Origin of the sequence: Marivirga tractuosa DSM 4126 (assembly GCF_000183425.1) — a bacterium.
GTDB classification, from domain to species: Bacteria; Bacteroidota; Bacteroidia; order Cytophagales; family Cyclobacteriaceae; genus Marivirga; species Marivirga tractuosa.
This window is the reverse complement of sequence record NC_014759.1, coordinates 1,440,753-1,465,777: the sequence shown is the minus strand read 5'-3', so window position 1 is coordinate 1,465,777 and position 25,025 is coordinate 1,440,753. Positions and strand designations below refer to the sequence as shown.

At 34.6% G+C, this 25,025-nt stretch carries 22 protein-coding genes; 11 read left to right on the top strand and 11 right to left on the bottom strand.

Features of this window, described 5'->3' with window-relative positions:
* Window positions 1-2: 2 nt before the first annotated feature.
* From FTRAC_RS19200 to FTRAC_RS05940, 5 genes are all read right to left on the bottom strand, one after another.
* Window positions 3-2,183, bottom strand: coding sequence for a GAF domain-containing protein (locus tag FTRAC_RS19200; protein ID WP_013453331.1), 2,181 nt, complete (start codon window positions 2,181-2,183; stop codon window positions 3-5).
* A gap of 154 nt (window positions 2,184-2,337) precedes the next feature.
* Entirely contained in the window at window positions 2,338-2,706 is a 369-nt protein-coding gene (locus FTRAC_RS05955; RefSeq protein WP_013453330.1) for a CoA-binding protein, read from the bottom strand.
* Window positions 2,699-4,276 (bottom strand): NAD(P)/FAD-dependent oxidoreductase, encoded by a 1,578-nt coding sequence (locus tag FTRAC_RS05950; protein WP_013453329.1) that lies wholly within the window; start codon window positions 4,274-4,276, stop codon window positions 2,699-2,701. The genes FTRAC_RS05955 and FTRAC_RS05950 overlap by 8 nt, the downstream gene beginning before the upstream one ends.
* A gap of 91 nt (window positions 4,277-4,367) precedes the next feature.
* Window positions 4,368-6,218 carry a toxin-antitoxin system YwqK family antitoxin gene (locus FTRAC_RS05945; protein WP_148230046.1) on the bottom strand — a complete coding sequence of 617 codons (1,851 nt, stop codon included), beginning with the start codon at window positions 6,216-6,218 and terminating at the stop codon, window positions 4,368-4,370.
* Entirely contained in the window at window positions 6,205-7,200 is a 996-nt protein-coding gene (locus tag FTRAC_RS05940; protein WP_013453327.1) for a tryptophan 2,3-dioxygenase family protein, read from the bottom strand. The genes FTRAC_RS05945 and FTRAC_RS05940 overlap by 14 nt, the downstream gene beginning before the upstream one ends.
* Before the next feature lie 122 nt (window positions 7,201-7,322).
* Between FTRAC_RS05940 and FTRAC_RS05935 the strand changes: the two genes are divergently transcribed.
* The 3 genes from FTRAC_RS05935 (at window position 7,323) to FTRAC_RS05925 (ending at window position 10,087) form a co-directional block, all read left to right on the top strand.
* Window positions 7,323-8,510, top strand: coding sequence for an acyl-CoA dehydrogenase family protein (locus tag FTRAC_RS05935; protein ID WP_013453326.1), 1,188 nt, complete (start codon window positions 7,323-7,325; stop codon window positions 8,508-8,510).
* 27 nt (window positions 8,511-8,537) lie between these two features.
* Window positions 8,538-8,825 carry a sll1863 family stress response protein gene (locus tag FTRAC_RS05930; RefSeq protein WP_013453325.1) on the top strand — a complete coding sequence of 96 codons (288 nt, stop codon included), beginning with the start codon at window positions 8,538-8,540 and terminating at the stop codon, window positions 8,823-8,825.
* Between the two features lie 185 nt (window positions 8,826-9,010).
* On the top strand, window positions 9,011-10,087 hold the full coding sequence (locus tag FTRAC_RS05925) for a mechanosensitive ion channel family protein (protein WP_013453324.1): 1,077 nt from the start codon (window positions 9,011-9,013) through the stop codon (window positions 10,085-10,087).
* Here the strand turns inward: FTRAC_RS05925 and FTRAC_RS05920 are convergent.
* Window positions 10,063-12,336 (bottom strand): patatin-like phospholipase family protein, encoded by a 2,274-nt coding sequence (locus tag FTRAC_RS05920; protein ID WP_013453323.1) that lies wholly within the window; start codon window positions 12,334-12,336, stop codon window positions 10,063-10,065. The two genes, FTRAC_RS05925 and FTRAC_RS05920, sit on opposite strands and share 25 nt — an antisense overlap.
* Before the next feature lie 30 nt (window positions 12,337-12,366).
* Window positions 12,367-13,014: a response regulator transcription factor gene (locus FTRAC_RS05915; protein WP_013453322.1), complete on the bottom strand. Its 648-nt coding sequence runs from the start codon at window positions 13,012-13,014 to the stop codon at window positions 12,367-12,369.
* A gap of 44 nt (window positions 13,015-13,058) precedes the next feature.
* On the opposite strand from FTRAC_RS05915, the gene FTRAC_RS05910 reads away from it, so the two are divergent.
* Window positions 13,059-14,501 (top strand): response regulator, encoded by a 1,443-nt coding sequence (locus FTRAC_RS05910; RefSeq protein ID WP_013453321.1) that lies wholly within the window; start codon window positions 13,059-13,061, stop codon window positions 14,499-14,501.
* A 74-nt stretch (window positions 14,502-14,575) separates the two neighbouring features.
* A complete protein-coding gene (locus FTRAC_RS05905; protein ID WP_013453320.1) occupies window positions 14,576-14,863 on the top strand; it encodes a sll1863 family stress response protein in 288 nt (95 codons plus the stop codon).
* 100 nt (window positions 14,864-14,963) lie between these two features.
* On the opposite strand, the gene pyk is transcribed toward FTRAC_RS05905, so the two are convergent.
* Window positions 14,964-16,400: a pyruvate kinase gene (gene pyk, locus FTRAC_RS05900; protein ID WP_013453319.1), complete on the bottom strand. Its 1,437-nt coding sequence runs from the start codon at window positions 16,398-16,400 to the stop codon at window positions 14,964-14,966.
* Window positions 16,401-16,510: 110 nt separating this feature from the next.
* Window positions 16,511-16,936: an IPExxxVDY family protein gene (locus FTRAC_RS05895; RefSeq protein ID WP_013453318.1), complete on the bottom strand. Its 426-nt coding sequence runs from the start codon at window positions 16,934-16,936 to the stop codon at window positions 16,511-16,513.
* Window positions 16,937-17,193: 257 nt separating this feature from the next.
* On the opposite strand from FTRAC_RS05895, the gene FTRAC_RS05890 reads away from it, so the two are divergent.
* From FTRAC_RS05890 to lgt, 5 genes are all read left to right on the top strand, one after another.
* Entirely contained in the window at window positions 17,194-17,430 is a 237-nt protein-coding gene (locus FTRAC_RS05890; RefSeq protein WP_013453317.1) for an acyl carrier protein, read from the top strand.
* Window positions 17,431-17,452: 22 nt separating this feature from the next.
* A complete protein-coding gene (gene fabF / locus FTRAC_RS05885; protein WP_013453316.1) occupies window positions 17,453-18,703 on the top strand; it encodes a beta-ketoacyl-ACP synthase II in 1,251 nt (416 codons plus the stop codon).
* Between the two features lie 9 nt (window positions 18,704-18,712).
* Complete coding sequence (gene rnc, locus FTRAC_RS05880; protein WP_013453315.1) at window positions 18,713-19,444, top strand: ribonuclease III; 732 nt, start codon at window positions 18,713-18,715, stop codon at window positions 19,442-19,444.
* A 100-nt stretch (window positions 19,445-19,544) separates the two neighbouring features.
* Window positions 19,545-21,395 (top strand): NAD(+) synthase, encoded by a 1,851-nt coding sequence (gene nadE / locus FTRAC_RS05875; RefSeq protein WP_013453314.1) that lies wholly within the window; start codon window positions 19,545-19,547, stop codon window positions 21,393-21,395.
* 52 nt (window positions 21,396-21,447) lie between these two features.
* The gene (gene lgt / locus FTRAC_RS05870) at window positions 21,448-22,530 is read left to right on the top strand and encodes a prolipoprotein diacylglyceryl transferase (protein ID WP_013453313.1); all 1,083 of its coding nucleotides are present in this window, start codon (window positions 21,448-21,450) and stop codon (window positions 22,528-22,530) included.
* Here the strand turns inward: lgt and yidD are convergent.
* Window positions 22,527-22,772, bottom strand: a complete 246-nt coding sequence (gene yidD, locus FTRAC_RS05865; RefSeq protein ID WP_013453312.1) for a membrane protein insertion efficiency factor YidD — start codon at window positions 22,770-22,772, stop codon at window positions 22,527-22,529. The genes lgt and yidD overlap by 4 nt on opposite strands.
* 97 nt (window positions 22,773-22,869) lie before the next feature.
* Here yidD and FTRAC_RS05860 point away from each other — a divergent pair, with 97 nt between their 5' ends.
* A complete protein-coding gene (locus FTRAC_RS05860) occupies window positions 22,870-24,363 on the top strand; it encodes a BamA/TamA family outer membrane protein (protein ID WP_013453311.1) in 1,494 nt (497 codons plus the stop codon).
* Here FTRAC_RS05860 and FTRAC_RS05855 read toward each other — a convergent pair.
* On the bottom strand, window positions 24,360-24,998 hold the full coding sequence (locus tag FTRAC_RS05855) for a toxin-antitoxin system YwqK family antitoxin (protein ID WP_013453310.1): 639 nt from the start codon (window positions 24,996-24,998) through the stop codon (window positions 24,360-24,362). The two genes, FTRAC_RS05860 and FTRAC_RS05855, sit on opposite strands and share 4 nt — an antisense overlap.
* Between the last annotated feature and the right edge of the window lie 27 nt (window positions 24,999-25,025).

Below are 25,025 nucleotides of genomic sequence, written 5' to 3'. Positions count from 1 at the left end.
AATTATTTACTATTGAAAAGATGTTTTAATACAGTTTTCCCATATTCTGCATCTTTTTTATTGAACAAGACAGCATGAAAGATTTCTCCTTTATGCTCTATTTTAGTAATCACAAATCTGGAATCGAAAATATTACTGAATTTATCCATGATCTTAGCTTCCTGCCTCTCAGATACACCCGTTAAGATGAAGTTGGGGTCGTTCTGAAGTGCTTCTATTCTCTTTTTTAAGGAAGTCTTGAAGACGAGTTCTGGGTGATTGCCCACTAAATCAAATTCGTTGTAATGAAGATCATCTAGTAAGTAATTATTGGAAGCCACTATTTGATAGTCTGTATTGATGAATATAATTCCTTCATAGACTTTACCTAATAGGTTGCTCATCATATTGATCTGTAAATCTTTAAAATTGATAGCCTCATTCAATGAGTGTTGGTTTCTATTCATTTCCTCCTGAGTAGCTTGTAATTCTTCCATGTTTTGACGCATTTCCTCTTCTTGAGCCTGCATTTGTTCTGTCATTTCCTGTGACTGCTCTAGCAATTTTTGAGTTTTTTCTTGCATTTTTATGGATTCGATTACGCTTCCCAATCTATTGGCTAGTTCGTTTAGCAATTCCTGCTCATGCTTTTCAAACTTATGAAAAGAAGCAATTTCCAAAACACCTATAATTTGTTTTTCGGTTTTAAGCGGTACAATCATGATCGATCGTGGAGGTGCGTCTCCTAATCCTGAAGTGATTTTGATATAGGAAGATGGTATTTCCGTCATGTAGATTGTTTCGCCTTCTAGCCAAGTTTGTCCCACTAGGCCTTCACCTTTTTCAATTTTTTTATGCACATATTTCTTTTTATTGAAGGCATAGCAAGCTTTTAGTTCCATTATAGGCTCTTGCATTTCATCATTAAGAATAAAGAAAGCACCTTGATTGGCTTTTAGATATTTGACAATTTCACTAACTATAGAGTTAGCGAATTCACTTAAATTGTTGCTATTTATCTTCATTAAATCAGAAAAGTGGCTCAAACCTTCAATATTCCAGCTTCTAATTTCATCTTGTTTTGCCTTTAGTTCCAGCGATTCGTTCTTATCCTTAATTAATTTTAAATTTTCACGCAGATTGTCCAACATCAAGCTGAAATTACGGTTTAAACTTCCGATTTCATCCTTTCCATCATGATTCAATTCTTTGCCTGCAGTGCCGTCTCCAGATAATACTTTTTTCACAATATTATCTAGTTTTATGATAGGTTTTGAGACGGTTTTTCTGAGATAATAAACCAGAGCAAAAACTGTCAACAACAAGACAATTAATGTAAATCCGATCACTAAAGAAGCGGTTTGCCTCAAAGAGCTATTTTGTTTATTTATTTTTTGGTATAGCAAGGAGATTTTCGGTTCTGTTTCCTTTTTATTTCTATTGAGCTGAAGAAATTGTCCAGCCTTTTCATTGAGCCCAATGGCAATTTCAGTTTGAACGATTTTGTCAAAATGATTCTTGTAGGTTCTAATAGCATCAATAGTTTTGCTTTTATATCGGTCGGTCATGTGAGGGAATTCTTCAATGCTAGCCTCTTTAACAAATTCTATAAATTGATCTGCTGTATCATGTAATTTACTAGTATAACTCATGTCTTTCCTCAGGGCAAAATCCTTTTCATGTCTTCTTAGGCTAAAGGCAAAAACTTTTTCTTCAGCTGATTCGCAATTTTGAAGATCATGAACATAGCTTCTCATTTCTCCTTCCAAACCATGATCTTTGAAGCCTCTGGTATAAAGTAATTTTCTTAAGTCGTCAAAAGCTGACTTGTAGCGGTTAACTGAAATTAAAATTGAACGAAATTCGTCTTCTAGCCCTTTACTTTTAACAAAGTCAGAATTAGACTTTTGCTCTAATGAAATTTCTACTGTTTCAACTTCAGTAAAAAATTGTTGTGTGAAGTTACTTTTGCCATCTTCTAAAAAGTCAATTTCTTTCCATCCAAATATAAGAAAGTCTTGTTCTATTTTTTGAGCATTGTCAAAACGCATCATGGTTTCAGCCACATCGGACTTTATTTGTTGATAGTCGTCAACTTGATTCCATAAATACCCAACTACTAATCCTCCTGCAAGCATCATAAATAGTAAAATAGAAAAGGAAAGGATGAATTTTTTCCGAATAGCGAGGTCTCTTATCTTCATTGTAATCAATTTTGATACGAAGATAGGGTCAGGAAAGAGGAAGGCTGTTAAGGATAAAAAAAGGCTTTATTACGCTTTAATTACGATTAGTAAATAAAATTATTAAAAATTTAATTTACTATATAAAGTGCAAAATTATCATGCTTTAATTTATTTAATATACACCACTTCCCAACATCACTAGCGTACATGCATATTCTGTTTCGATTCCCTTTTCCTTAGCTAAATTTACCAATTCAGGGTTTTCAGTTCCGGGATTAAATATGATTCGTTTTGGATTAAGGCTGAGTAAATAGTCGTAGTACTCTGGCTGATGTCTGGCTCCCAAATAGAGGGTGACAGTATCTACATTATCAACTTTGGGGGATTTCCGAATATCTAAAATTTGTTCGCCAAAAACTTCTCCTTTCTTAATACCCACTGGTACAATTTCATGTCCTGCATTAGTCAGCCTATCTGCAGCGAAATAGGCATATCTAGAGGGGTTTGTAGTTGCTCCGATGATAACTGTCTTTTTATTCATGAGATTTTTTATAAATTTCTACTACTTTTTCAGCACATCTTTCGCCATCCATGGCAGCAGAAACAATACCACCTGCATAGCCAGCACCTTCACCGCAAGGAAAAAGTCTTTTAGTTTTTGGATGTTCTAACGATTCTTTGTCTCTTGGGATACGAACAGGGGAGGAGGTTCTACTTTCCACTCCTACAATGATAGCATCATTTGTAAAGTAGCCTTTCATTTTGTTCCCAAAAGCTTTGAATGCTGTTTTAAGCCTCTCAGCAATAAATGGTGGTAATACTTCATCCATTCGAGCTGAATGTAAGCCAGGTTGATAAGAGGTGTCTGGCAAGTCCTTGCTGAATTTTCCTTGAGTGAAATCAATCAGCCTCTGCGCGGGAGCACTTTGTGTATTCCCTGCTATTCTGCATGCATTCTGTTCAATAGATTTTTGTAATTCTAATCCTTTTAGAGGACCAAATTCTTCGAAATCTTTCATGTCTTCTAATTCAATGGCAGCCACTATTCCTGAATTTGCAAATCTAGAGTCTCTTCTGGATGGACTCATTCCATTAACAACTATTTCACCACTTTCTGTAGCTGCAGGAACGATAAATCCTCCAGGACACATGCAAAATGAGAATACTCCTCTCTGCTTGTCGTTGAAATAGGTTTGATGGACTAAGGCATAAGAGGAGGCGGGTAAGTAGGATCCTCTGTCTTCGCACTTATATTGAATTTGATCTATGACTTTTTGTGGATGTTCTACTCTGACGCCTAAAGCGAAAGGCTTAGCTTCGATTAAGATTTTATTTTCGTGCAATAAATAAAATATATCTCTGGCTGAGTGACCTGTAGCCAAAATGAAAGCGTCTGCCTTAAATTCTATTCCTTTGGCAGTAGAAGCAGATTTAAGTTCTTGATCTTCTACCCTAAATCCTGTGACTTTAGTATCAAAATTGACTTCGCCTCCATGTGCTAAAATGCTTTCTCTGATACTTTGGATGATTTTGGGAAGTTTGTTCGTGCCAATGTGAGGATGAGCATCGATCATGATGTCTTCCTTAGCACCGTGAGCCACTAATATTTCCAAAATCCGGTAAATGTCACCTCTTTTCTTGGATCTTGTATAAAGCTTACCATCTGAATAAGTTCCAGCACCGCCTTCTCCAAAACAGTAGTTGCTTTCTGGATTTACGATATGCTTTTTATTAATGTCCGCTAAATCCCTTCTTCTTGCTCGAACGTCTTTTCCTCTTTCGAGAATAATGGGTTTCCAGCCCAGCTCTATCAATCGAAGTGCCGCAAATAATCCTGCTGGACCTGCTCCAATTATTACAGCAGATTGAGATGCATTATGGACAAGCGGTAAGTCTTCAAGTTTATAATTTATTCTAGCTGGGAGAGTTCCTTTGTCAGCAATATCTATTTTAATGCGCACCTTAACTTCCTTGGACCGAGCGTCAATGGAGCGTTTTGCAATCCTAAAATCCTGGCTGGATCTCAAACCAAGTTTTTTTTGGATAATTGCCAAAACCTCTTCTTCGTTGAAAGCCTCTTCTGGCTTTAAAACTACTTCTTTTTCTATCATATTTTTAGATGGATTCTAAAACTTTAATAATGATAAAAACACCAAGTGATCTATTCGCTCAATATTATTATCTTGATAATGTTAATCTAGGTTATGGATTCAAGGTTTTTACATTTTTTAGCTTGAATACATATCCAAATGAAAGCCCTACAATCGGCTGAATCATAAATGGTTGATTGAGGGTGTCGTCAAATATTTGATCTCTTGGCCCTTCGTTTTTCACTTCTCCAAAGAAATAGTAATTGAAATTGATACCTAAATTAATATCAAATGTAAAACCATTATCATTTAGGTTTTGTAAAATTCTACTTCCTATTAGAAGTCCGTAGCGTATGCCTTGAGCATTCATTTCAGCCGAAACCACATCACTTTGAGCTTCATCTTCATAGTATTTAAATCTGTCAACATTTGTGTAGGATATTGAGTGGCCGAAGTAGGGCATTCCTAATTTGGTATCTTTATGATAAAATCTTTGACGAAAACTAAAGCCAAAGCCTTCGAAAAAATCATCACCAGCTCTTAAATTTAAAGAATTAGCAAAGAATGGATTTCTAAAAGTGTGATATAAAAGCTCGTATCCAATCCTTTGTTGAATGTTGTGTTCTAAAGAAACTTGTAAATCACCAAAAAGCATGTTAAATGGATTTACTTGAAGTATTACAGTTGGGAAATCATTGTTTCGAGATTTAAAATAAGAACTCCCTTTAGATTTGTAGCGATAGTCAGGTTTTGTATACTTTGGGCCTTCTTCTGACAAGTTATTCTTGTTTTTGGCCGTTCTTAATAATGGTTCATAGTCCTCATAAATAGGCTTGTAATATCCTGCTAACTCACCTTTATGATCATATAGCTCCCAAGTCCCAACTTTTACCCCTTCTTCAATTACACCAATCATTTTTTTATCACCATTGCGATAGTATCCGATATATTCACCTTTCCCATTTTCAAAAGTCGCTTCACCCTCTTTTTCACCAGATTCATAAAAATACTTCCACTTGCCTTCACTTTTCCCATCTACAACTGCACCTTTTAGCTTTAATTTGCCACTTTCATAAAACTCTTTATATTCTCCACTGCCGGCATCATACACTCCTTCGCCTTTTAACCCCCCATCTTCAAAATACAGTTTCCAGTATCCTTCTTTTTTACCTTCTCTTTCAGCACCTTCAGCACTTACTTGTCCATTTGGGTGATAATAAACCCATTTTCCATGATTTAGATTATTAATATAATCTCCTTCTCCAGAAACAGTACCGTCCTCATAGAAATAAGTCCATTTGCCTTCTTTAGCTCCTTCAGCATATTTTCCTTTTGATTTTAAACTCCCAGATTTATAGTAGTTTTTCCACAGACTATCACTTTTTTCATCTTTTATAAATCCTTCAGATCTTAGACTTCCATTAGGGTAAAATTCTTTATATACGCCATCGCCATTCTTGTAAATTGCTTTACCCTTTAAATTTCCGTTTTCAGAATAGTAGGTCCATAACCCATTCTTGACATCATCAACATATTCGCCTTCACTTTTTAAGACACCAGTTTCATAGTAGTATTTCCATTCTCCCTGTCGCAAGCCTTCATAAATTTCTCCTGTCATTCTAAGTTCACCATTCTCGAAATAGTATGACCACAATCCATGGTTAGAATTATCCTTTAACTGCCCTTGCATTTTCAATTTTCCGGTCTCGTAATAGTATCTCCATTGACCATAAGTCTCATCATCAATGTATTGTCCTTTACTTTTAAGCTCACCTGAAATGTAATAGGATTCGTAGGTTCCATAGAGGACGCTGGGATCCAAATCTTTAACGAAATAGCGTTCTTTTAAATGCTCACGATCGTCATCATAGTAAAGCTTTACTTCTTTGCTTTGCGCAAAAAGCAATGTTGGAAATATTATTAGTATGATGCTTAAAATGAATTTCATTTCATTCTTCTCCAAAAATTTGTTTTATAACCCAACCTTTTCCCCACTCTTCTTTTTCCTTTTCCGACCATAATTCAGGAAAAAATATACGTTTTTGAAATCTTGGGGGCAAGTATTGCTGCCAATTTGTACCGCCTGTAGCAGCCACATCTTTATTTTTTTCCTGTAAATACCTAACTGCTGATTTATAGTGGACTAAGGGCCAAAAAACATTTACATTCATATCGAAATTCCTAAGAGCTTCTTTTAGATCGGCATTGTTTTTGGATTCCTGATCCATTGATAAATATTTTTGATAGATATTTTTTTGCTCAAAACGTTTTATCCAATTGATAAATTCATTTTTATATTTTTTTTCAAACTGCTCTAAAGTTAAGGTTTTCTGACCTGTTTCTATTTCAGTTGCTCCTTGCTTCCAATAGATATGTTCGTATTTTTCTTCGATTGAAGCATCTTTACAGTCATTTTTCTTTTCCTTCCTGACTAATTGTATTAGAGGAGTGGAGGCAAATTCTATCAGCCTGTATTGAGCAGATTGGAAACCACTTGCTGGTAAAAGTGCCATTCTGAACCTTTGAAATTGTTCTTTTTCCATTCCATCTACCATGATGTCAAAAGATTGGGTTAAAGTCTCGAAATAACGGTTTATTCGATTAAGCCTTCTAATGAAGAAATCAACATCTAATGCTTTATGCCAGCCTAAATCTTCTCCATTTTCACCAATAATCTGTCCGTTATTGGCTATTTGCACCATTTCATTTAAGCACATTTTAAAATAAAGCTCGGTGATTTGATGATACATGATGAATATTTCTTCATCAGGGAAATCAGTTTTGGGCTTTTGCAAAGTCAATAATGTATCAACATTAATGTAATCCCAATAGGTGATATAATTAGATAAAAGCAATCCATCTAGATATGCTGATAAATCTTGCCCCATGGACTGGTATTTAAGATTTAACTTTTCCAGACTTCCGTTGATTTGGTCTTTGTTCATAGGTTAAAAAATAATGTTCTGTGCAATTTTCACCTTTTTTGAAGGTTTCTTGAAAATACTTTTAAATTTGCACTATTCAAATGAGCTTACAAAGCTACAAAAAATAAAAACGACTAATACTTATGAATAATCAATCAACCGACCAATTTGAGTCTCCTGATTTTTATGCCTTAGACGGATTACTTACAGAAGAGCATAAACTTATTAGGCAGTCTGTTAGGGATTTTGTAAAAAAAGAAATCAGTCCAAATATAGAAGAATGGGCACAAAATGCTCATTTCCCTTATGAAATCGTAAAGAAATTTGGTGATGTAGGGGCATTTGGCCCAACAATACCACAAGAATATGGAGGAGGAGGTTTAGATTATATTTCCTATGGGCTCATCATGCAAGAAATAGAAAGAGGTGATTCAGGTATGAGATCAACTGCTTCTGTTCAAGGTTCATTGGTGATGTACCCAATCTATGCATTTGGAAACGAGGCACAACGTAAAAAATACTTACCAAAATTAGCGTCTGGAGAATGGCTAGGTAGTTTTGGGTTAACAGAGCCGGATCATGGTTCTAATCCGAGCGGAATGACTACCAACTTTAAAGATAAGGGTGATCATTACCTTTTGAATGGTGCAAAAATGTGGATTTCTAATTCACCTAAATGTGATGTAGCAGTAGTATGGGCAAAGAATGAAGAAGGAAGAATTCATGGACTGATTGTAGAGCGAGGCATGGAAGGATTTACTACCCCTGAAACTCATGGTAAATGGTCTTTAAGAGCGAGTACTACTGGTGAATTGGTTTTTGATAATGTAAAGGTTCCTAAAGAAAATTTATTGGAAGGAAAATCTGGCTTGGGTGCACCAATGAAGTGTTTGGATTCTGCAAGATTTGGCATTGCATGGGGTGCTATTGGTGCTGCTATGGACTGCTATGATTCAGCTAGAAGATATTCGTTAGAGCGCATTCAATTTGGGAAACCTATTGCCTCTTTTCAGCTGACGCAGAAGAAGTTATCTGAAATGTTGACGGAAATTACCAAGTCTCAATTATTGAATTATAGGCTTGCGCAATTGATGGATGAAGGCAAGGCATCTACTCCTCAAATTTCTATGGCAAAACGTAATGCAGTAGAAATAGCACTTAATATAGCACGTGAAGCCAGACAGATTCATGGCGGCATGGGAATCACGGGAGACTACCCAATGATGCGCCATATGGCCAACCTAGAGTCTGTTGTAACGTATGAAGGTACACATGATATTCATTTGTTGATATTAGGAAAAGAGATTACAGGTATCCCAGCATTTGAATAAATTTTTAAATTTAAATCAAACGGATTAATGGAAAAATTTGATGAATTCAAGAACTCTTCTACAGAGAAAATAAATGAATTAAAAACTGAATTTGAACTATTAAAAGCAGAGGCTAGAAATGCTCAAGCAGATCGAAAAGAAGAGATTTTAGAAAATCTAGAGAAGTTAGAGAAACTTCAAAATGAGCTAGAGGAAAAATATACCAGAGTCGAAAATTTTGGTGATATAGCAGCTCAAGAGCTTAGTGATGCATTTTTTTCTTCAACAGAAGCTTTTAAAGATATCATAAACCAGACAAAAGATAAGTTGAAATAGATTTGGAAGCCGGGTTTTACTCGGCTTCTTTTATCCCATCTAAGTAGCCCAAATATACATTTTTAATATATCTTCACGTATATTCAATTTTTACTTTCTTGATTAAGAACATGTTTTTGGTGTCAAAAAACTTTAACCTTAATTAGGTTGAAATGACATGGAATATAACATATTAAAAAATATAAATGATTGATTTTTTAGATTCACTTGGTTTACAACAACCCTATGTTCGCTTAGTATTATTTACGATACTTTCTATACTAGTAGGGGTTTTGGTTCGATTTGTATTCTTTAAAACTTTATTCGTTCTGAATAAAAAGGAGGAAAAGGAGCTGGTAAAGCTTCTTGAAAAGCGCTTTAGTGGAAGTATATTTCTTTTTATTCCTATGCTCATAATGCATAATCTCATTCCTAGCTTTGAACTTAGTGCAAGCTTTACTGAATGGCTGTTGCTAATTTCAGAGTCCTTAATTATAGCCTCATTTACTATTATCGCCATAAGGGTAGTCTATTTTTTGCAGGATGTATTGAATAGTAAATTTAAGGTTGACAGAGCTGATAATATTAAAGAAAGACAAGTTTTGACTCAAGTTACTTTTATAAGAAAAGTCATTATTTTCTTGATTGTGATGATAGGTTTAAGCTTGTTTCTATTACAATTTGACGGAGTGAGAAAATATGGCGCCACTTTCTTAACTTCAGCAGGAGTGGCAGGTATTATTATTGGTTTGGCAGCCCAGAAAACGATTGGAAATCTACTGGCTGGAATACAAATTGCTTTTACACAGCCGATTAAAATTGGGGATGCAGTCTTTGTTGAAAAAGAATGGGGTTGGATAGAAGAAATAAATTTGACGTATGTTGTAGTGAAAATATGGGATCAAAGAAGATTGGTTTTACCCATTACGTATTTTACGGAACAAACCTTCCAAAATTGGACAAGAAATTCTGCTGATATCATTGGAAGTGTTTTTTTATTTACTGATTATACGATCCCAATTGATGCATTAAGAAAAGAATTTGAATCAATATTGGCTTCCACGAATCTCTGGAATAAAAATGCTCAGGTATTACAGATTACAGATTGCACTGAAAAAACTATGCAAATTAGGATGTTGATGTCAGCAAAAGATTCACCAACCGCCTGGGATTTGAGATGTTTGGTTAGAGAGAAAATGCTAGTGTTTATTCAAGAAAAATATCCTAATGCATTACCCAAAACCAGATTGGTAATGGATCAATCATCTGAGCTTAATGATTGATTGAGCCAAGATAGTGTTTTTTGATTTTCTATGCTGTGGATAGCATTTCTTATGTTATATTTTTCTCTGCCTGTTAATCTCCAGTTTAAAGAAGCTCTTTCTTCTATATGTTTCATTTTATCCAGACGGTCTTCTGAAAAGGCAACTCCAGCATCATAAGTAAGCATGCTATGACTCAAATTTCCTTGAAACCATTCTGCAGCATATTCGATGAGTAGATCATTTCTAGTATCCTGAACATTTGACCAGTTATTATAAATATTGCTTATGGGGGTTGAGAGTTTCTCTAAAAGGGACAAATTTTGTTTTTTCTCAATAATAGCAGCTTTTTTAGAATCTCGAATGGTTAGAATGATTACACCCGAAGTATTTTTTGCTATCCAATCCTTGAAATTATATAAAAATAGAACGGCATCACTCACTCCAAAATTATCGGCTAAGCCTGCATCCATTATTTCTAGACTGGGTTCACTTGGAAGATTTACGTTCGGTGTGATATAAGGAAAAGAGGCGCTCATTCTGAGTGCCGTTAAAAAGCTTAAATTTTCAGCATCCTGATTTTTGAACATCCTCAAAAAATCAATACTTCTATTCTCCATTAGGGCATTCAGAGAATCATCTAGGATAGATTTACTGGACATATAGGTGCTGCTATTGGGAGTGATATAAAGCTTTCTTCCGTCATTCACACTTGTAGGAGCCAAGAACAACATTGGGATGTCAGCATTTAGTTCTGCTTTTTTATAATCGATGAGTTTTTTATTAAGAACACCTTCTAAGTTTTTATTTAGTTTTTGTTCAAATGCGTAACCTCGATCTTTTGGATAGCTGTATCCACCATAATCAAATGATTGATATCGAATAAAGATATCGTTAGTCAATAAGCTGAAAATGATAGGATTGAGGGCTTCTTTACCAATATTAGAGAGATACGTTGGACTATAAACATTGAGTGATCGATCCTTCTTCTGCAGGTATTTCAATTCCCTAAAGTATGCTGCTCCTATTAATCCGCCCGAAGCACCGGAAATGCTCACCGTATGTTTAAATAGACGCCCATTTGTAATACTATCGGCTTTTTGCAAGGCATTCATAGTCCAATACGCTGCTCTTTGGCCGCCACCACTAGCCGTAAGCAAGATCATTTTAGGTTTTTCTTTAAATTGACTTTTCCAATTCTCAAGTATTTTTAATGTAGTGGTTCTGTCATCTGCTATAGCCTTAGGGCTCGCATGTTCATCAATGGTTGTTTGAGTATAATTTACAGCTTTTGTCTTATAATTAAGACCATGTGCATAATGCGTTTTACTTAAAAAATCGATGGTGGTAAGGTAATTTATTAAGAAAAAGATTAGTATGGCGCCTGTAATAGCCCAAGATCTAAACCAAAAAGTTATAGCTCCTATAGCCATTAAAATGATGCTTAAAAACAGCACTGCACTTGCTGCAGCAGGAATTTGAAAGGCAGGGTAATCCCGGAAAGCCCCAAGTATTAAAATGATTATAAAAATAAAAAGCTCGGCAATTACTGTATTTAAATGATTTTGATCGAATATGCCTTTTATAACACTGAACACCTTGTGGTTGCTTTTTTTACTTACTCTAATCCATCGAAATTTAAGATCAAAATATCCATCAACCTCGGCTTGTTTACTCTTTAAATCTTGATGATATTTTACAGCAGCAATTCGCCCTATTTTAAGTTTTTTAATTCTCTTTTCTACTCGCTCTGCTAAAACCTCACGAAAATCCTTATTTGTAAACCAAAAGTAGAGTTGTAAAATGAAAATTGAGACAAAAACCCCTACAGGTAGAGCTGAAGCTAAAACTGAAGCATGCCAGAAACTCATAAATTCATACACCATCTGGTAATTAATGATTTGAATGATGTAGTTTATTAAAAAGGCTAATGGGATAATAGCATTATTCAGTGAGAATTTAGAGAATGGCTTAGTAATAGTGCCTATAAAATGAAATTTATAACCATCTAATATATAAGAAGCTATGTTAAAAGCTACAATTAAACCACCCAGGGTTAACCCCACAATGAAGTAACTCTGAAAACTTACTTCATTTAAATATTCTGGTGAAAGAAATAGAAAAGGGATACCTAAGCTTTTTGCAAAGCCACCATTGATGACTGAAAACAAGAGCACCCAGCATAGTAGAAGTAATTGATTCTTTTTAAAATGGTTAAGAACCAATTGAAAGGGAAATGAATAAATTATTGAATCTAAGTGTTTCTTCATGAAAATCTCATTTCCTCTTTAGTGACTAAATCATAAATCTTCAAATAAGAAATTATTGATGGCATATTTTACCAATCCAGCCAAGGTTTTAGAACCTGTTTTTTCCATTAGGTTTCTTTTATGTGCTTCTACTGTCCTAATGCTAATAAATAATTTATCGGCAATTTCTTGATTACTTAATTCATCAATTATGAGTCGTAAGACTTCTTTTTCTCTTTTTGAGATAGCTACCACATCAGAATCTTGCTTTTTCTTGCTCATAAAATCCATGATGGCTTTTGTTGCTTCTTGAGCGTAGTAAGATTCACCATTATAGACCGTTTTCACCGCATCCACTATTTCTTTTTCTCTAGCATTTTTTAATAGGTATCCAGATGCACCTGCTTGTAGCATTTGCTTCACATACTGACTATCTTTAATCATGGTGAGGGCAATGATTTTGACTGACGGAAAGCTTTTGTTTACTTCAGTTGCCAATTCAACACCATTCATTTCTGGCATACTGATATCAGTAAGCATGATATCTACTTCACCAGGATTTTTTTCTAAAAAAATTAAAGCTTGCTTGCCATCATTTGCCTCGCCAACGATTGAGATGTCATGTCCATCTTTTTCAAGGTAAAATCTGATTCCGTCTCGAATCAACCGGTGGTCATCAACTAACAAAACTTTTATCATTTCGAAATATAATAATAACTTTATACAACTGTAAAAAATAAACGATGGAAGACAAAAATAATCATAAGCCAAAAATATTATATCTTGATGATGATGAAATCAATCTTGCCATTCTTGAGGCTAATTTAGAAGAATATTACGAAATATTTGGTTTTACGGATCCTAATAAAGCAATTGATTTTCTCAAAGAGATTCAAGTAGACGTGATTTTGACGGATCAAATCATGCCCAAAATGGATGGCATTGAATTTTTGCAGGCAATCGAAAATATTCAGCCAGAGGTTGCTCGAATTCTATTGACTGGTGTAGTAAATCAAGATGTGATGCTAAAAGCTATAAATAAGGTCAATATCTATCGGTTTCATGAAAAGTCCGATGATTTCGGAGGATTAAAATTTGATATTGATAAAGCATATCAAATGGTAAATGCCTTGAGGCAGAAGGATTATTATTATAAGGAATTGCAAGAGACCTCCGAAAAGTTAAAAATCATTTCAGATAATGTTCCAGCTCAAATTATTCATACAGATTTGGATGGTAATATTCTAGAAGTGAATCAAGATAGTAGCGCACTTACAGTGGAAAGCGTTGGCAAAAACATCTCCAATTTTTTACCTGAAGATGAATTGAAAAAACTCTTTCAAACCATGGCTAAAGTGGTTAGGACAAAAAAGAGTCACAACATTATAACCCGGGCTTTTAATTTTTATGAGAATTTTCAATGGTTTTCGACAGTAATTGGACCACTACATTCAAAAAATGAGCAAAGTGGGTTTTTAATGGTAAGCCAAGACATAACGGATAGGGTAAACCGTGAAGAAATGATCATGTCAGCTGTAATTGAAGCTGAAGATAGGCAAAAAAGCAAGATTGCACGTGATATTCATGATGGCTTGCAACAAACACTTACCATTTCACTCATGAATTTTGAGTCATTGGATGAGGGCTCCATTAAAATTACTGAAAAAGAACTTGAGAAATTTCGAAGCGGGGTTAGGTTTTTAAGGAAGGGGCTTCACGAGACGAGAAATATTGCTTATGAATTAATACCAAAATCAGTTGAAGACTTTGGCTTCGTTGTTACTTTGAAGGAATTAATTGAGGAATTGAATAGCTCTATTGATCATACTGAATTTAATTTTTACACGAATCTGGAACAAAGAATCGCAGATCTAAATATCGAATACAATCTTTTTAGAATCACACAGGAATCATTGAATAATATTATAAAGTATGCAGAGGCAACAGAAGTTTTTGTCCAATTAACCTATCATGATAACATTTTGCAGCTGACAATTGAAGATAATGGAAAAGGCTTTGATGTAGATGAAAAACTTAATTCTGATAAAAGTTTTGGTTTGTTTAACATGAACAAAAGAACTGAAAGTCTTTCGGGAAAAATGACTATAGAATCAAAGGAAGGAACTTTAGTCTTTGTGGAGATTCCCATTAAGAAGAAAGTTAAATCAACTGAAATTGAGCCATAGAAATATGTGAACGTAACAATATTTAATCTAAAGGGTTAAATATTGTATATTTTTTTAATTAATAATAACACATTATGGATACTAAAGATGCTTTAAAGCAAAAGCTTGTTTCGCAATATGAAGAATGGAAAGCAGACTTTGACAAATTGAAAGCCGAAACTAAAGGCGCTTATGCAGAAGGTCAGCTGGAAGGTAGCCAAGAAGCAAAAGATTTGGAATCAAAAATGGACAAAGCTAAAGCGTTTATTGAGAAAGTAGAAAATGCAAATGAGGAAGATTTGGCAGAATTGAAGTCAAAAGCCGATAACGAATTGGACGGCTTAAAAAATGCTTTTCAAAATTTAAAGAGTAAGTTTAACTAGATCTTACCGAAACCAATATTCATAGGCATTCTGGAATATGATAAAAAAAAATAGCTGTTGTAATAATAATTCAACAGCTATTTTTTTGATTAGATAGCTATTATTTTACTTCCGTTACCTTCAACATGTTAGTACGGTTTTTGTCTTTTATAGGCATGCTAGCCATTAAAATTATTATGTCCCCACTCTGAACATGATTATCCTTTTTTAAGGTTTTTTCAATGTCAGCAAAGGTTTTATCAGTGCTTTCATAGTTTTCATAAATATATCCTCTCACGCCCCATACCAAATTGATGGTTTCTAGTAGGTCATGGTTCGGAGTAAAAATGAAAATTCCCGCTTTAGGTCTATGGCTGGCTAATCTGTATGCTGTATAACCTGATTTAGTCATGCCAACAATAGCTTTTGCATTCGTTTCTTGTGCTAGTTTACAGGCTGTTTGAACCAGATTATCACTGTTGAAAGTATCGGAATTTCGCGATACATGTCCATATTTGTGATAGATAGAATCATGTTTTTCAATACTTGCAATGGTATTAGACATACTCAATACTGACTCTACCGGATATTGTCCCGCTGCAGATTCTGCTGAAAGCATTACTGCATCCCCTCCATCTAAAATCGCATTAGCCACATCATTGGTTTCTGCTCTAGTGGGACGCGGATTTTCAATCATGCTTTCCATCATTTGAGTTGCTACAATTACAGGTTTGCAAGCCTCATTACACTTTCTGATGATCATTTTTTGAGCTAATGGAACATCTTCCATTGGGATTTCAACTCCTAGATCACCACGTGCTACCATTACTGCATCGGTTGCAGCAATAATATTATCGATATCTTTTAAAGCCTCTGGCTTCTCGATTTTTGCTACTACTTTACATTCTTTTCCGTTATACCTGATTCGGTTTTTCAAATCCAGAACATCAGCTGCCGAACGAACAAATGACAATGCTATCCAATCAACTTCATTTTTTAAACCGAATTTTAAATCTTCTAGGTCCTTTTCGGTTAAGCTTGGTGCTGAAACATTTGTGTTGGGTAGATTTATTCCCTTTTTAGACTTTAATTCTCCACCGTAAATGATTTTTGTTTTTACTTCCGATTTATCAGACGAGATCACTTCCAATTGAATATTTCCATCATCAATCAAAATGATATCACCTTTTTTAACATCTGAAGGTAAGCCCTGGTAAGTAGTGGAGACCTTCTTGGCATCTCCCACCATTTCTTTTGTGGTGATGATAAATTCATCTCCCTCCTTTATATCAACACTTCCGTCTTTTATTTCCCCACATCTAATTTTAGGGCCTTGCAAATCTTGAAGTATACTGATGTTAGTACCCCATTCTTTATTGATTTCCTCAATATATTGTAAAGTTTGCTGGTGAATCTTGTGATCACCGTGAGAGAAGTTGAGTCTAAAAACATCGGCTCCTGCTTTCACTAATTTTTGCAGCATTTCTTTGGTGTTGGAAGCTGGGCCAACTGTTGCCACAATTTTTGATTTGTTGAATTTGATGTTTTCTCTTTTCATTATTAAAATTCTTTTAAGTTGATTCTATTAATTAAATAAGAGCTTGAACTTTGATTCTATCTATCAGAAAATCAATACAATTTCTCAAGTAATTGCCCAATAGGCTCTATTTAAGTCATTAAGTTTACAACCGATTTTAGTCGGTTGGCATCCAAAATTTGAACCAAAATTACATTTTTTATTTTACTTAGTGTACTTTTTACATTAAGTATTTCTAATTCTTCTGTATCATCTTGGATTAAAAGGAAATAGTCGATGTTTTTCATTTCTGGAATAAGGAAAGCTTGCGGTCCTTCACTTTCATTTAATTTATTTTTCAGTAATTTTATGGAAATGTTCTCAGTTTGATGTTGAAAGCAAGATGTATTGAGAAAGTGTCCTTTTTTCAATTCTATAAAGTGGTCTTTAGCTCTTACTAAAGAAAATTTAGCATGTTCGTTTATGTGCCATGCCATTTGAAAATCAGCTAAAGGAGAAGAAATGGCCAATAATTGAAAATCTACACTGAAAGTATCTTGCCAAAGTTGTTTGTTCATTTGAGTGCGTTCTTGTTTGCTTATTTTGTCGCAAAGAATTCGATAAATTTTAAAAGCCTTCGACTGCTGTAACGAGGATTTTGAAATTTATGCGTATTTCATAGTTTTAAGTTATAAATATTTCAATTTAATCTAAAACTTGTGGGGTAAAGTTAGGCGAGAAAGCAAAATACTTGAACGAAAGGAAAAAAATAGTTTGACATTAATGAGGGAAATACATTTCTTTGCGGAGTATTTAAAACTAAAATTCTAAAATAATGTCTGAAATAGCACAGAAAGTAAAGGCAATTATCATTGACAAACTAGGAGTAGAAGAGTCAGAAGTGACTGCAGAAGCAAGTTTCACCAATGATTTAGGAGCAGATTCACTGGACACAGTGGAGTTGATCATGGAGTTTGAAAAGGAATTCAATATTTCTATTCCGGATGATCAAGCCGAAAACATTGGTACTGTTGGACAGGCCATTTCTTACTTAGAAGAAAACGTAAAATAATTTAATAGCTCAAAATTCATTTATGAATTTAAAAAGGGTAGTTGTAACGGGACTGGGTGCTTTGACGCCTATTGGAAATTCTGTCGAAGAATATTGGGAGAACCTTGCTTTGGGTACAAGCGGAGCCGGTCCCATTACTAAATTTGATGCGTCCAAGTTTAAAACGCAATTCGCTTGCGAAGTAAAAAACTTTCAGGCTGAAGATTATCTCGACCGTAAAGAAGCTAGAAAAATGGATCCGTTTACTCAGTACGGTATGATTACCGCTGAGCAAGCAATCCAAGATTCAAAGCTTGATTTATCTAAAATTGATTTAGATAGAGCTGGGGTAATATGGGGTTCAGGAATTGGAGGCATAAAAACTTTTCAAGAAGAGGTTGATAATTTCGTTACAAACGATAGAAATCCTCGTTTTAATCCATTTTTCATCCCTAAAATGATTTCTGACATTTGTGCAGGACTAATTTCCATTAAATATGGATTTAGAGGACCGAACTTTGTTACGGTTTCAGCATGTGCTTCTGCCACGAATGCATTAATTGACGCTTATAACTACATTCGTTTAGGAAAGGCTGATGTCTTCATTTCTGGTGGTTCCGAAGCCTCTGTTACAGAATCTGGAATTGGTGGATTTAATGCTATGAAGGCCTTGTCTGAAAGAAATGATGACCCTAAAACAGCATCACGTCCTTTTGATAAGGACAGGGATGGTTTTGTATTGGGTGAAGGTGGAGCAGCTTTAATTCTAGAAGAGTATGAGCATGCAGTAGCTCGTGGAGCAAAAATTTACGCTGAAGTAATAGGAGGCGGAATGTCTGCAGATGCTCACCACATGACAGCCCCACATCCAGAAGGTTTGGGAGCTACCAATGTGATGAAATATGCAATAGAAGACGCTGAAATTGATCCTTCAGAGGTTGATTACATCAATGTACATGGAACTTCAACTCCATTAGGTGATTTAAGTGAATCTACGGCTATCAAAAAGGTATTTGGAGAACATGCTTACAATCTGAATATTAGCTCAACTAAATCTATGACGGGGCACTTATTAGGTGCTGCTGGTGCGATTGAAGCTTTAGCATGTATTTTCGCTCTTGAAAAGCAAATGGTTCCTCCCACAATTAACCATTTTACGGATGATGAGAGATTTGATTCAAAATTGAATTTCACATTTAATAAAGCACAACAAAGAGAAGTGAAAACTGTATTGAGTAACACCTTTGGTTTTGGTGGACACAATACTTCGATTATTTTAAAAAAGTTAGATTAATTTCCGACTTTGGTTAGGCGATTTTTCACTTCCTTCAAAAAATTATCAAATAAAGACAAAAGGCTTGTAGCTGCAGTTAAATCTATTGTGGGCTACAAGCCTTTTCGTTTAGAATTATTTCGATTAGTTACACAACATTCTAGTGTGGCTAAGACCCTCCCTAATGGATTTAGGGCTTCAAACGAAAGATTAGAATATCTGGGAGATGCAATTCTTGGTGCCGTTGTAGCTGATTACCTTTTCAAAAAATATCCTTTCAAAGATGAAGGATTTCTGACGGAAATTCGTTCGCGAATTGTCAATAGGGAATCTTTAAGTCTTTTAGCTAAAAAAATCGGAATTAGTCAAATGCTGGAATCTGATTTTTCCAGAAGCCGTTATCATTTCAAATCTATATACGGGGATATGATGGAAGCTTTTATTGGAGCTGTTTATATTGATCGAGGATATAAATATTGCCAGAAGTTCATTATCAATAAATTATTAATACCTCATTTTGATTTAGATGAAATCATTGAAAACAATACCAATTATAAAAGTATTTTAATTGAGTGGTCTCAGAAAGAGAATAAATCAATCAGGTTTGATATCGAAGACCAAAAGCAAGAAGGAAGCAAAAAAGAATTTAGAGCCGCTATTTTTGTGAATAGTGAAAAAATTTCGAAAGGTGCTGGGTTGAACAAAAAGAAAGCAGAACAAAATGCTGCCTTTAAAGCTTGCCGTAAATTGAATCTGATTTAATTAATTGCAAAATAATAGCTATTCATTCAATACAATGAAAAGAAAAATTCGTAGTTACCACTTATAATTGAGTTCACGAATTTAAAATTTACTTATACACATGAAAATTGCAGGTGCAACTCTTAATCAGATCCCAATGGATTGGGCTGGAAATGCTCATAATGTTTTACAAGCATTACATGATGCTGATGAAATGGGTGTTGAACTACTGTGCTTTCCGGAGTTGAGCATTTGTGGCTATGGTTGCGAGGATGTGTTTTTAAGTGAGTGGATGTGGCAAAAAGCTTTTAAAACTTTAACAGAAAAGATTCTTCCTTTCGCACCTAAATTTGCTTTTACTGCTGGCTTGCCGGTAAAGTTTGAAGGTAAGATGTATAACTGTGTCGCATTTTGCAAAAACAGAGAAATTCAATACATCATTCCTAAACAAAATTTAGCTAATGATGGCGTTCATTATGAGCCACGGTGGTTTACCGCTTGGGAGGTTGGAAAGAAATCTGAAATTAATATTAAGGGTACTAATATTCTGATTGGGGATTATGTAATTGACTTTGAAGAGTATAAAATTGGTTTTGAAATTTGTGAAGATGCTTGGAGAGAAGACCGTCCCGCTAATAGATTGTGCAAAAGAGGGGTGAATTTAATTTTGAATCCATCTGCAAGCCATTTTGCTATCGATAAATCGTTAAGTAGGCAAGATTTGGTCGTTAGCAGCTCGCAAAACTATGACTGTACTTACATTTATGCCAATTTACTGGGGAATGAGGCTGGTAGAATGATCTACGATGGCGAATTGATTATTGCTAAAAATGGAGAACTAAAATTCAGAAATGAATTATTATCCTTTAGAAATTATCAGTTAGGTATTTGGGATACTCAAAAAGAACATTCAAAAATTGCAGAAAGTTTTGAATCCAAACCAAACCAAGAATTTAGAAAGGCCGTAAGTTTAGCTTTATTTGATTATTTAAGGAAAAGCTATAGTAATGGTTTTATACTTTCATTAAGCGGAGGTGCAGATTCATCCACTTCAGCTGTTTTAGTGGCTGAAATGATTCGTTTGGGAATTGAGGAATTAGGTTTGGAGCAATTTCTCAAAAAAATTAATAAAGCAGACTGGTTTGAAACGTTGAAAACTGAGCAAGATTGCCGGAAGACCATTGCCAATCGTCTTCTAACTACTGCTTATCAAAGTACAGAAAACTCTGGTTATTCTACCTTTGAGTCCGCTAAGAAACTAGCAAACGAAATTGGAGCAATATTCTACCATTGGAATATTGATGACGAAGTAAAAGGATACACTCAGAAGGTATCAGAAAATATAGGTAGAAAGTTAAATTGGGATCAAGATGATATTGCTCTCCAAAATATACAAGCGAGAGCACGTTCTCCCATTATTTGGATATTGGCTAACATCAAAAATGCTTTGCTGCTCACTACTTCGAATAGAAGTGAAGGTAGTGTTGGTTATACCACAATGGATGGTGATACTAGTGGAAGTATAGCCCCGATAGCGGCCATTGACAAACCTTTTATTATTCAATGGCTTAGATGGGCTGAAAATAACTTGGGATATAAAAGTTTAAGTTATGTCAATAGCCTGCAACCTACTGCAGAGTTAAGACCTGAAGATCAGGCTCAATCAGATGAAACCGATTTAATGCCTTATCCTTTATTGCAAAAAATTGAGGAATTAGCCATCAGAGAAAGATTTTCTCCAGTAGAGATTTATAATGAGCTAAAAACTTCATGGGAAGAAAATCAGAATATATTAAAGCCTTCCATTCATAAATTTTTTAAACTTTGGTCTCGAAATCAATGGAAAAGGGAAAGAATTGCGGTTTCTTTTCATTTAGATGATTATAATGTCGATCCAAAAACCTGGTGTAGATTCCCAATCTTGTCATCATCATTCAAGGAAGAACTGGAAGAATTGGAAAAAACAGAATAAATCATTGAGATTATTGTTTTTACCCTAATTTTGTGCAAAACGAAAATTGAATATGCTTAGCTATATAGTGTGGTCACCCAAACCTTATATTGTGGATTTGGGATTTACTGAATTAAGGTGGTACGGTTTACTTTTTGCCTTGGGCTTCATCATCTCACAGCAGGTGATGTTTCACATCTTCAAAAAAGAAGGTAAAAAAGAGAGACAGGTTGAGGTGCTAACCTTGTACATGGTGTTGGCTGTAATTATAGGGGCCAGATTAGGTCATGTTTTATTTTATGAACCAGCACGATACCTCAGCAATCCTATCGATATTTTAAAAGTTTGGGAAGGCGGGCTAGCTAGTCATGGTGGGGCTGCTGGAATTCTTATAGCACTTTATTTATTTGCAAAAAAATATAATGACATAAGTTATTTATGGATATTGGATAGAATAGTGATTGTGGTGGCAATTACGGGTGCTTTAATTAGAACTGGTAATTTCATGAATTCAGAAATTATAGGAGAACCAACCGATAAAGCCTATGGTGTCGTGTTTGGTCGTGAGGTAGAGCTTCGATTAAACTACCTAACTACTGCAATAGAAGAGGTAGAGGTGGAAAGAGCGAAATCTTCTGCTACGTTAGAAAGTATGCCTGAAGGTGACTTTGAATATCCTGTTAAGTTGACTGTATCTTTTAATGATAAGAACAAATTGGAAGATGTTAAGAGATTTACAGAAACGCAAATGCTGAGTAAATTGCAAGAATCAACCATTAGTCAGCATATTGAGTTTTCAAGCAATACCAAATTTGAATATAACGAAAAAGGTGGCTTTATTTATGCCACAACCTATGGAAATGGTGTTCCAAGACACGCTGCTCAATTATACGAAGCAATTTCGTGTGTTTTTATATTTTTGCTTTTGTTTTATTTGTGGAATAAAAATAGAAGTGGATTGGCAGATGGTAGACTTTTTGGTATCTTCCTGATCGCATGTTTTGGTTTAAGGTTTCTATATGAGTTCATAAAAGAAAATCAGGTTGCTTTTGAAGACGGACTAGCATTAAATATGGGGCAGTGGCTAAGCATCCCATTAGTGTTGGCAGGTATTTATTTTATCGTTCAGTCAATTAGGGCTGAGAAAAGAATTTAAGGAACTGGATCATAGCCCGATCCACCCCAAGGATGACATTTAGAAATCCGTTTAGCTGATAATTTCGAACCTTTTAGCAAACCATATTTTAAAATTGCCTGTTTGGTATATTCTGAACAGGTAGGGGTGAATCGGCATGAAGCTGGGAAGAGAGGTGAAATACCATACTGATAAAATAATACGGGCCAGATGGCAACTTTTCGTATGGTTTTTGTAAGTTTTTCTTTATTGAGTCTTTTCAAAATAGATTTTTTAGTATTTAAAATTATTCATAAAATCAGAAATCTTAACAGATATAGCGTCATAAATCACAGGATAAATAGAAATACGTCATTTAGTATGGCTATTTGTATTCTTTTTTTTCTGTTTGCTACGTTTGGTGCCTATAGTCAGGTTTCTATTGACAAAGATTTAGGAAAAATAGAAGTTATTAACAGTCCTGCTGATAGTCTGCAAAATCGAATTCTTTTCTTGGAAAATATTCAAATCAAGGGTAATAAAAAAACTAAAAAAAGAATTATTACCAGAGAAATCGATTTAGAAACCAATGTTAGTTATACGTTTAAGGAATTACAAGAGCTCATCAAATTAGATGAAAATAAAATATTTAATACAGGCCTGTTTAATACCGTAAAAGCTGAAATAGAATTTGCAGACAAATCTGATAACAGTGTGAATGTGATCTTCTTTGTGGAAGAAAGATGGTATATATGGCCAAGTGTGATTTTTAAACTGGCAGACAGGAATTTTAGTGACTGGCTTTTTAATCAGGATGGCGCAACTGATCGCTTTGAATATGGCTTTAAGTTTGATCAATTTAATGTAAGGGGGCTTAATGAAAAACTATCCGCTATGGCTCAGTTTGGATTTAAAAGACGTTTTGCATTTGGATACAACATTCCATATCTAAATAAAGAACAAACCTTCGGGATGGGGCTTAGTTTTTCGTACAGTGAACTTGATCAAATAGACTTCACCAATGTTGAGAACAAAAGATTATTTATTGATGCTGATAGTATTTTTGGAGATGATAATAGTAGAAAAATAATTTCAAATACATTAACAAGCAATGTTTTTTTCAATTATCGAGAGTCCTATTATAATACGCATACCATGCGACTGACTTATTCAAGAACCACCATTCTTGAGGAAGTGCTACAGTTCAATGAAGATTATTTAGGACAAAACAGAGACATGGAACAAGATTTTATTGGACTGACTTACATTTTTAGGAGGGATTTCCGAGATAGAAATAATTATCCTTTAAAAGGTTTCTTGATTGACGCTAGGCTATCTAAAATAGGATTAGGGGTATTTAACGACATAGATCAAGGATCCGCACAGGCTTTAGTAGCATATTACAAACCTCTAAAATATAATTTTAGTATTGCATCCTCATTTTCTGGCTATACTAGTTATCCAAGATTTCAGCCTTATTTTAATATGAATGGATTGGGATTTGGAAATAATTTATTGAAAGGCTATGAACTCTATGTTATACAGGGGCAACATTATGCTGTGAATAAAATAGAACTGAAAAAAGAAATATTTTCAGTTGAAGCTAATTTAGGAAAGTTAATGCCCTTAAAGCAATTTAGAAAAGTACCGATAGCAGCCTATTTCAAAGTGTTTTTTGATCAAGGTTATGTTCAAAATAACTTGCCAGAGACTAGTCCTACAACTATTAGTCCGTTATTATCAAATCGATATATTTATAGTTATGGAGCTGGTATAGATCTTGTCACGTACTATGATGCAGTTCTTAGATTAGAATATTCAATAAACGCTTTAAATGAAACAGGCTTTTTTATCAATGTGAAGTCTGGAATTTAATCTAATTCTGATTTATCCACTTTTTTCTTTTTTCCAAATCGATTGAAATAATACCAATCTCCTATTCTTTCTCCATTTTCATATTGGCCTTCATACGTTTTTCGACCTTTGTCATCAAAATATTGCCAAATCCCTTCCTCATTTCCATTTTTGTAATCACCTGCTTGAATGATTTGACCTGATTTATTGAAAAATTGCCAAGGTCCATTGGGAATACCTTTGTCATAATTCCCGATGTGTCGAAGTTTTCCATTTTTGTAGAAAAATTCCCACTGCCCATGATAGCTGCTATTCAAGTAATTTCCTGTTTTTTCCACCTGACCATTTTTATAATAGTAAATGGATATTCCTTGGAGATTTCCTTTAGTCCAGTGCTCTTCTGAAGTTATTTGTCCGCTTGGATAAAAGCTCTTTATAACCCCTTGCAATTCTCCTTTTTCGTAATTTTCAATTGAGTTTATTTCGCCATTGGGATAATAAAATTTCCACTCTCCTTCTTTAATCCCATTTTGCCGATTTCCGACAGCTTTTAATTCACCAGTTTCATATAATAGTGAATCAATTTGTGCCAGGAGATGATAATGAAAGCTTGTTAATATAATTGCGCATATCCAATATTTTTTATAATTTTTCACTTTCGATTTCTTTATGGATCTAAGCTA

What these genes read in the sequence shown, in the direction of transcription:
- FTRAC_RS05920 (WP_013453323.1), bottom strand. Translation starts at nt 12,336, where the DNA reads ATGAAGAAACACTTAGATTCAATAATTTATTCATTTCCCTTTCAATTG.
- FTRAC_RS05930 (WP_013453325.1), top strand. Translation starts at nt 8,538, where the DNA reads ATGGAAAAATTTGATGAATTCAAGAACTCTTCTACAGAGAAAATAAAT.
- FTRAC_RS05955 (WP_013453330.1), bottom strand. Translation starts at nt 2,706, where the DNA reads ATGAATAAAAAGACAGTTATCATCGGAGCAACTACAAACCCCTCTAGA.
- pyk (WP_013453319.1), bottom strand. Translation starts at nt 16,400, where the DNA reads ATGAAAAGAGAAAACATCAAATTCAACAAATCAAAAATTGTGGCAACA.
- nadE (WP_013453314.1), top strand. Translation starts at nt 19,545, where the DNA reads ATGAAAATTGCAGGTGCAACTCTTAATCAGATCCCAATGGATTGGGCT.
- FTRAC_RS05910 (WP_013453321.1), top strand. Translation starts at nt 13,059, where the DNA reads ATGGAAGACAAAAATAATCATAAGCCAAAAATATTATATCTTGATGAT.
- FTRAC_RS05860 (WP_013453311.1), top strand. Translation starts at nt 22,870, where the DNA reads ATGGCTATTTGTATTCTTTTTTTTCTGTTTGCTACGTTTGGTGCCTAT.
- FTRAC_RS05940 (WP_013453327.1), bottom strand. Translation starts at nt 7,200, where the DNA reads ATGAACAAAGACCAAATCAACGGAAGTCTGGAAAAGTTAAATCTTAAA.
- fabF (WP_013453316.1), top strand. Translation starts at nt 17,453, where the DNA reads ATGAATTTAAAAAGGGTAGTTGTAACGGGACTGGGTGCTTTGACGCCT.
- FTRAC_RS05890 (WP_013453317.1), top strand. Translation starts at nt 17,194, where the DNA reads ATGTCTGAAATAGCACAGAAAGTAAAGGCAATTATCATTGACAAACTA.
- FTRAC_RS05925 (WP_013453324.1), top strand. Translation starts at nt 9,011, where the DNA reads ATGATTGATTTTTTAGATTCACTTGGTTTACAACAACCCTATGTTCGC.
- lgt (WP_013453313.1), top strand. Translation starts at nt 21,448, where the DNA reads ATGCTTAGCTATATAGTGTGGTCACCCAAACCTTATATTGTGGATTTG.
- FTRAC_RS19200 (WP_013453331.1), bottom strand. Translation starts at nt 2,183, where the DNA reads ATGAAGATAAGAGACCTCGCTATTCGGAAAAAATTCATCCTTTCCTTT.
- FTRAC_RS05905 (WP_013453320.1), top strand. Translation starts at nt 14,576, where the DNA reads ATGGATACTAAAGATGCTTTAAAGCAAAAGCTTGTTTCGCAATATGAA.
- FTRAC_RS05950 (WP_013453329.1), bottom strand. Translation starts at nt 4,276, where the DNA reads ATGATAGAAAAAGAAGTAGTTTTAAAGCCAGAAGAGGCTTTCAACGAA.
- FTRAC_RS05915 (WP_013453322.1), bottom strand. Translation starts at nt 13,014, where the DNA reads ATGATAAAAGTTTTGTTAGTTGATGACCACCGGTTGATTCGAGACGGA.
- FTRAC_RS05895 (WP_013453318.1), bottom strand. Translation starts at nt 16,936, where the DNA reads ATGAACAAACAACTTTGGCAAGATACTTTCAGTGTAGATTTTCAATTA.
- FTRAC_RS05935 (WP_013453326.1), top strand. Translation starts at nt 7,323, where the DNA reads ATGAATAATCAATCAACCGACCAATTTGAGTCTCCTGATTTTTATGCC.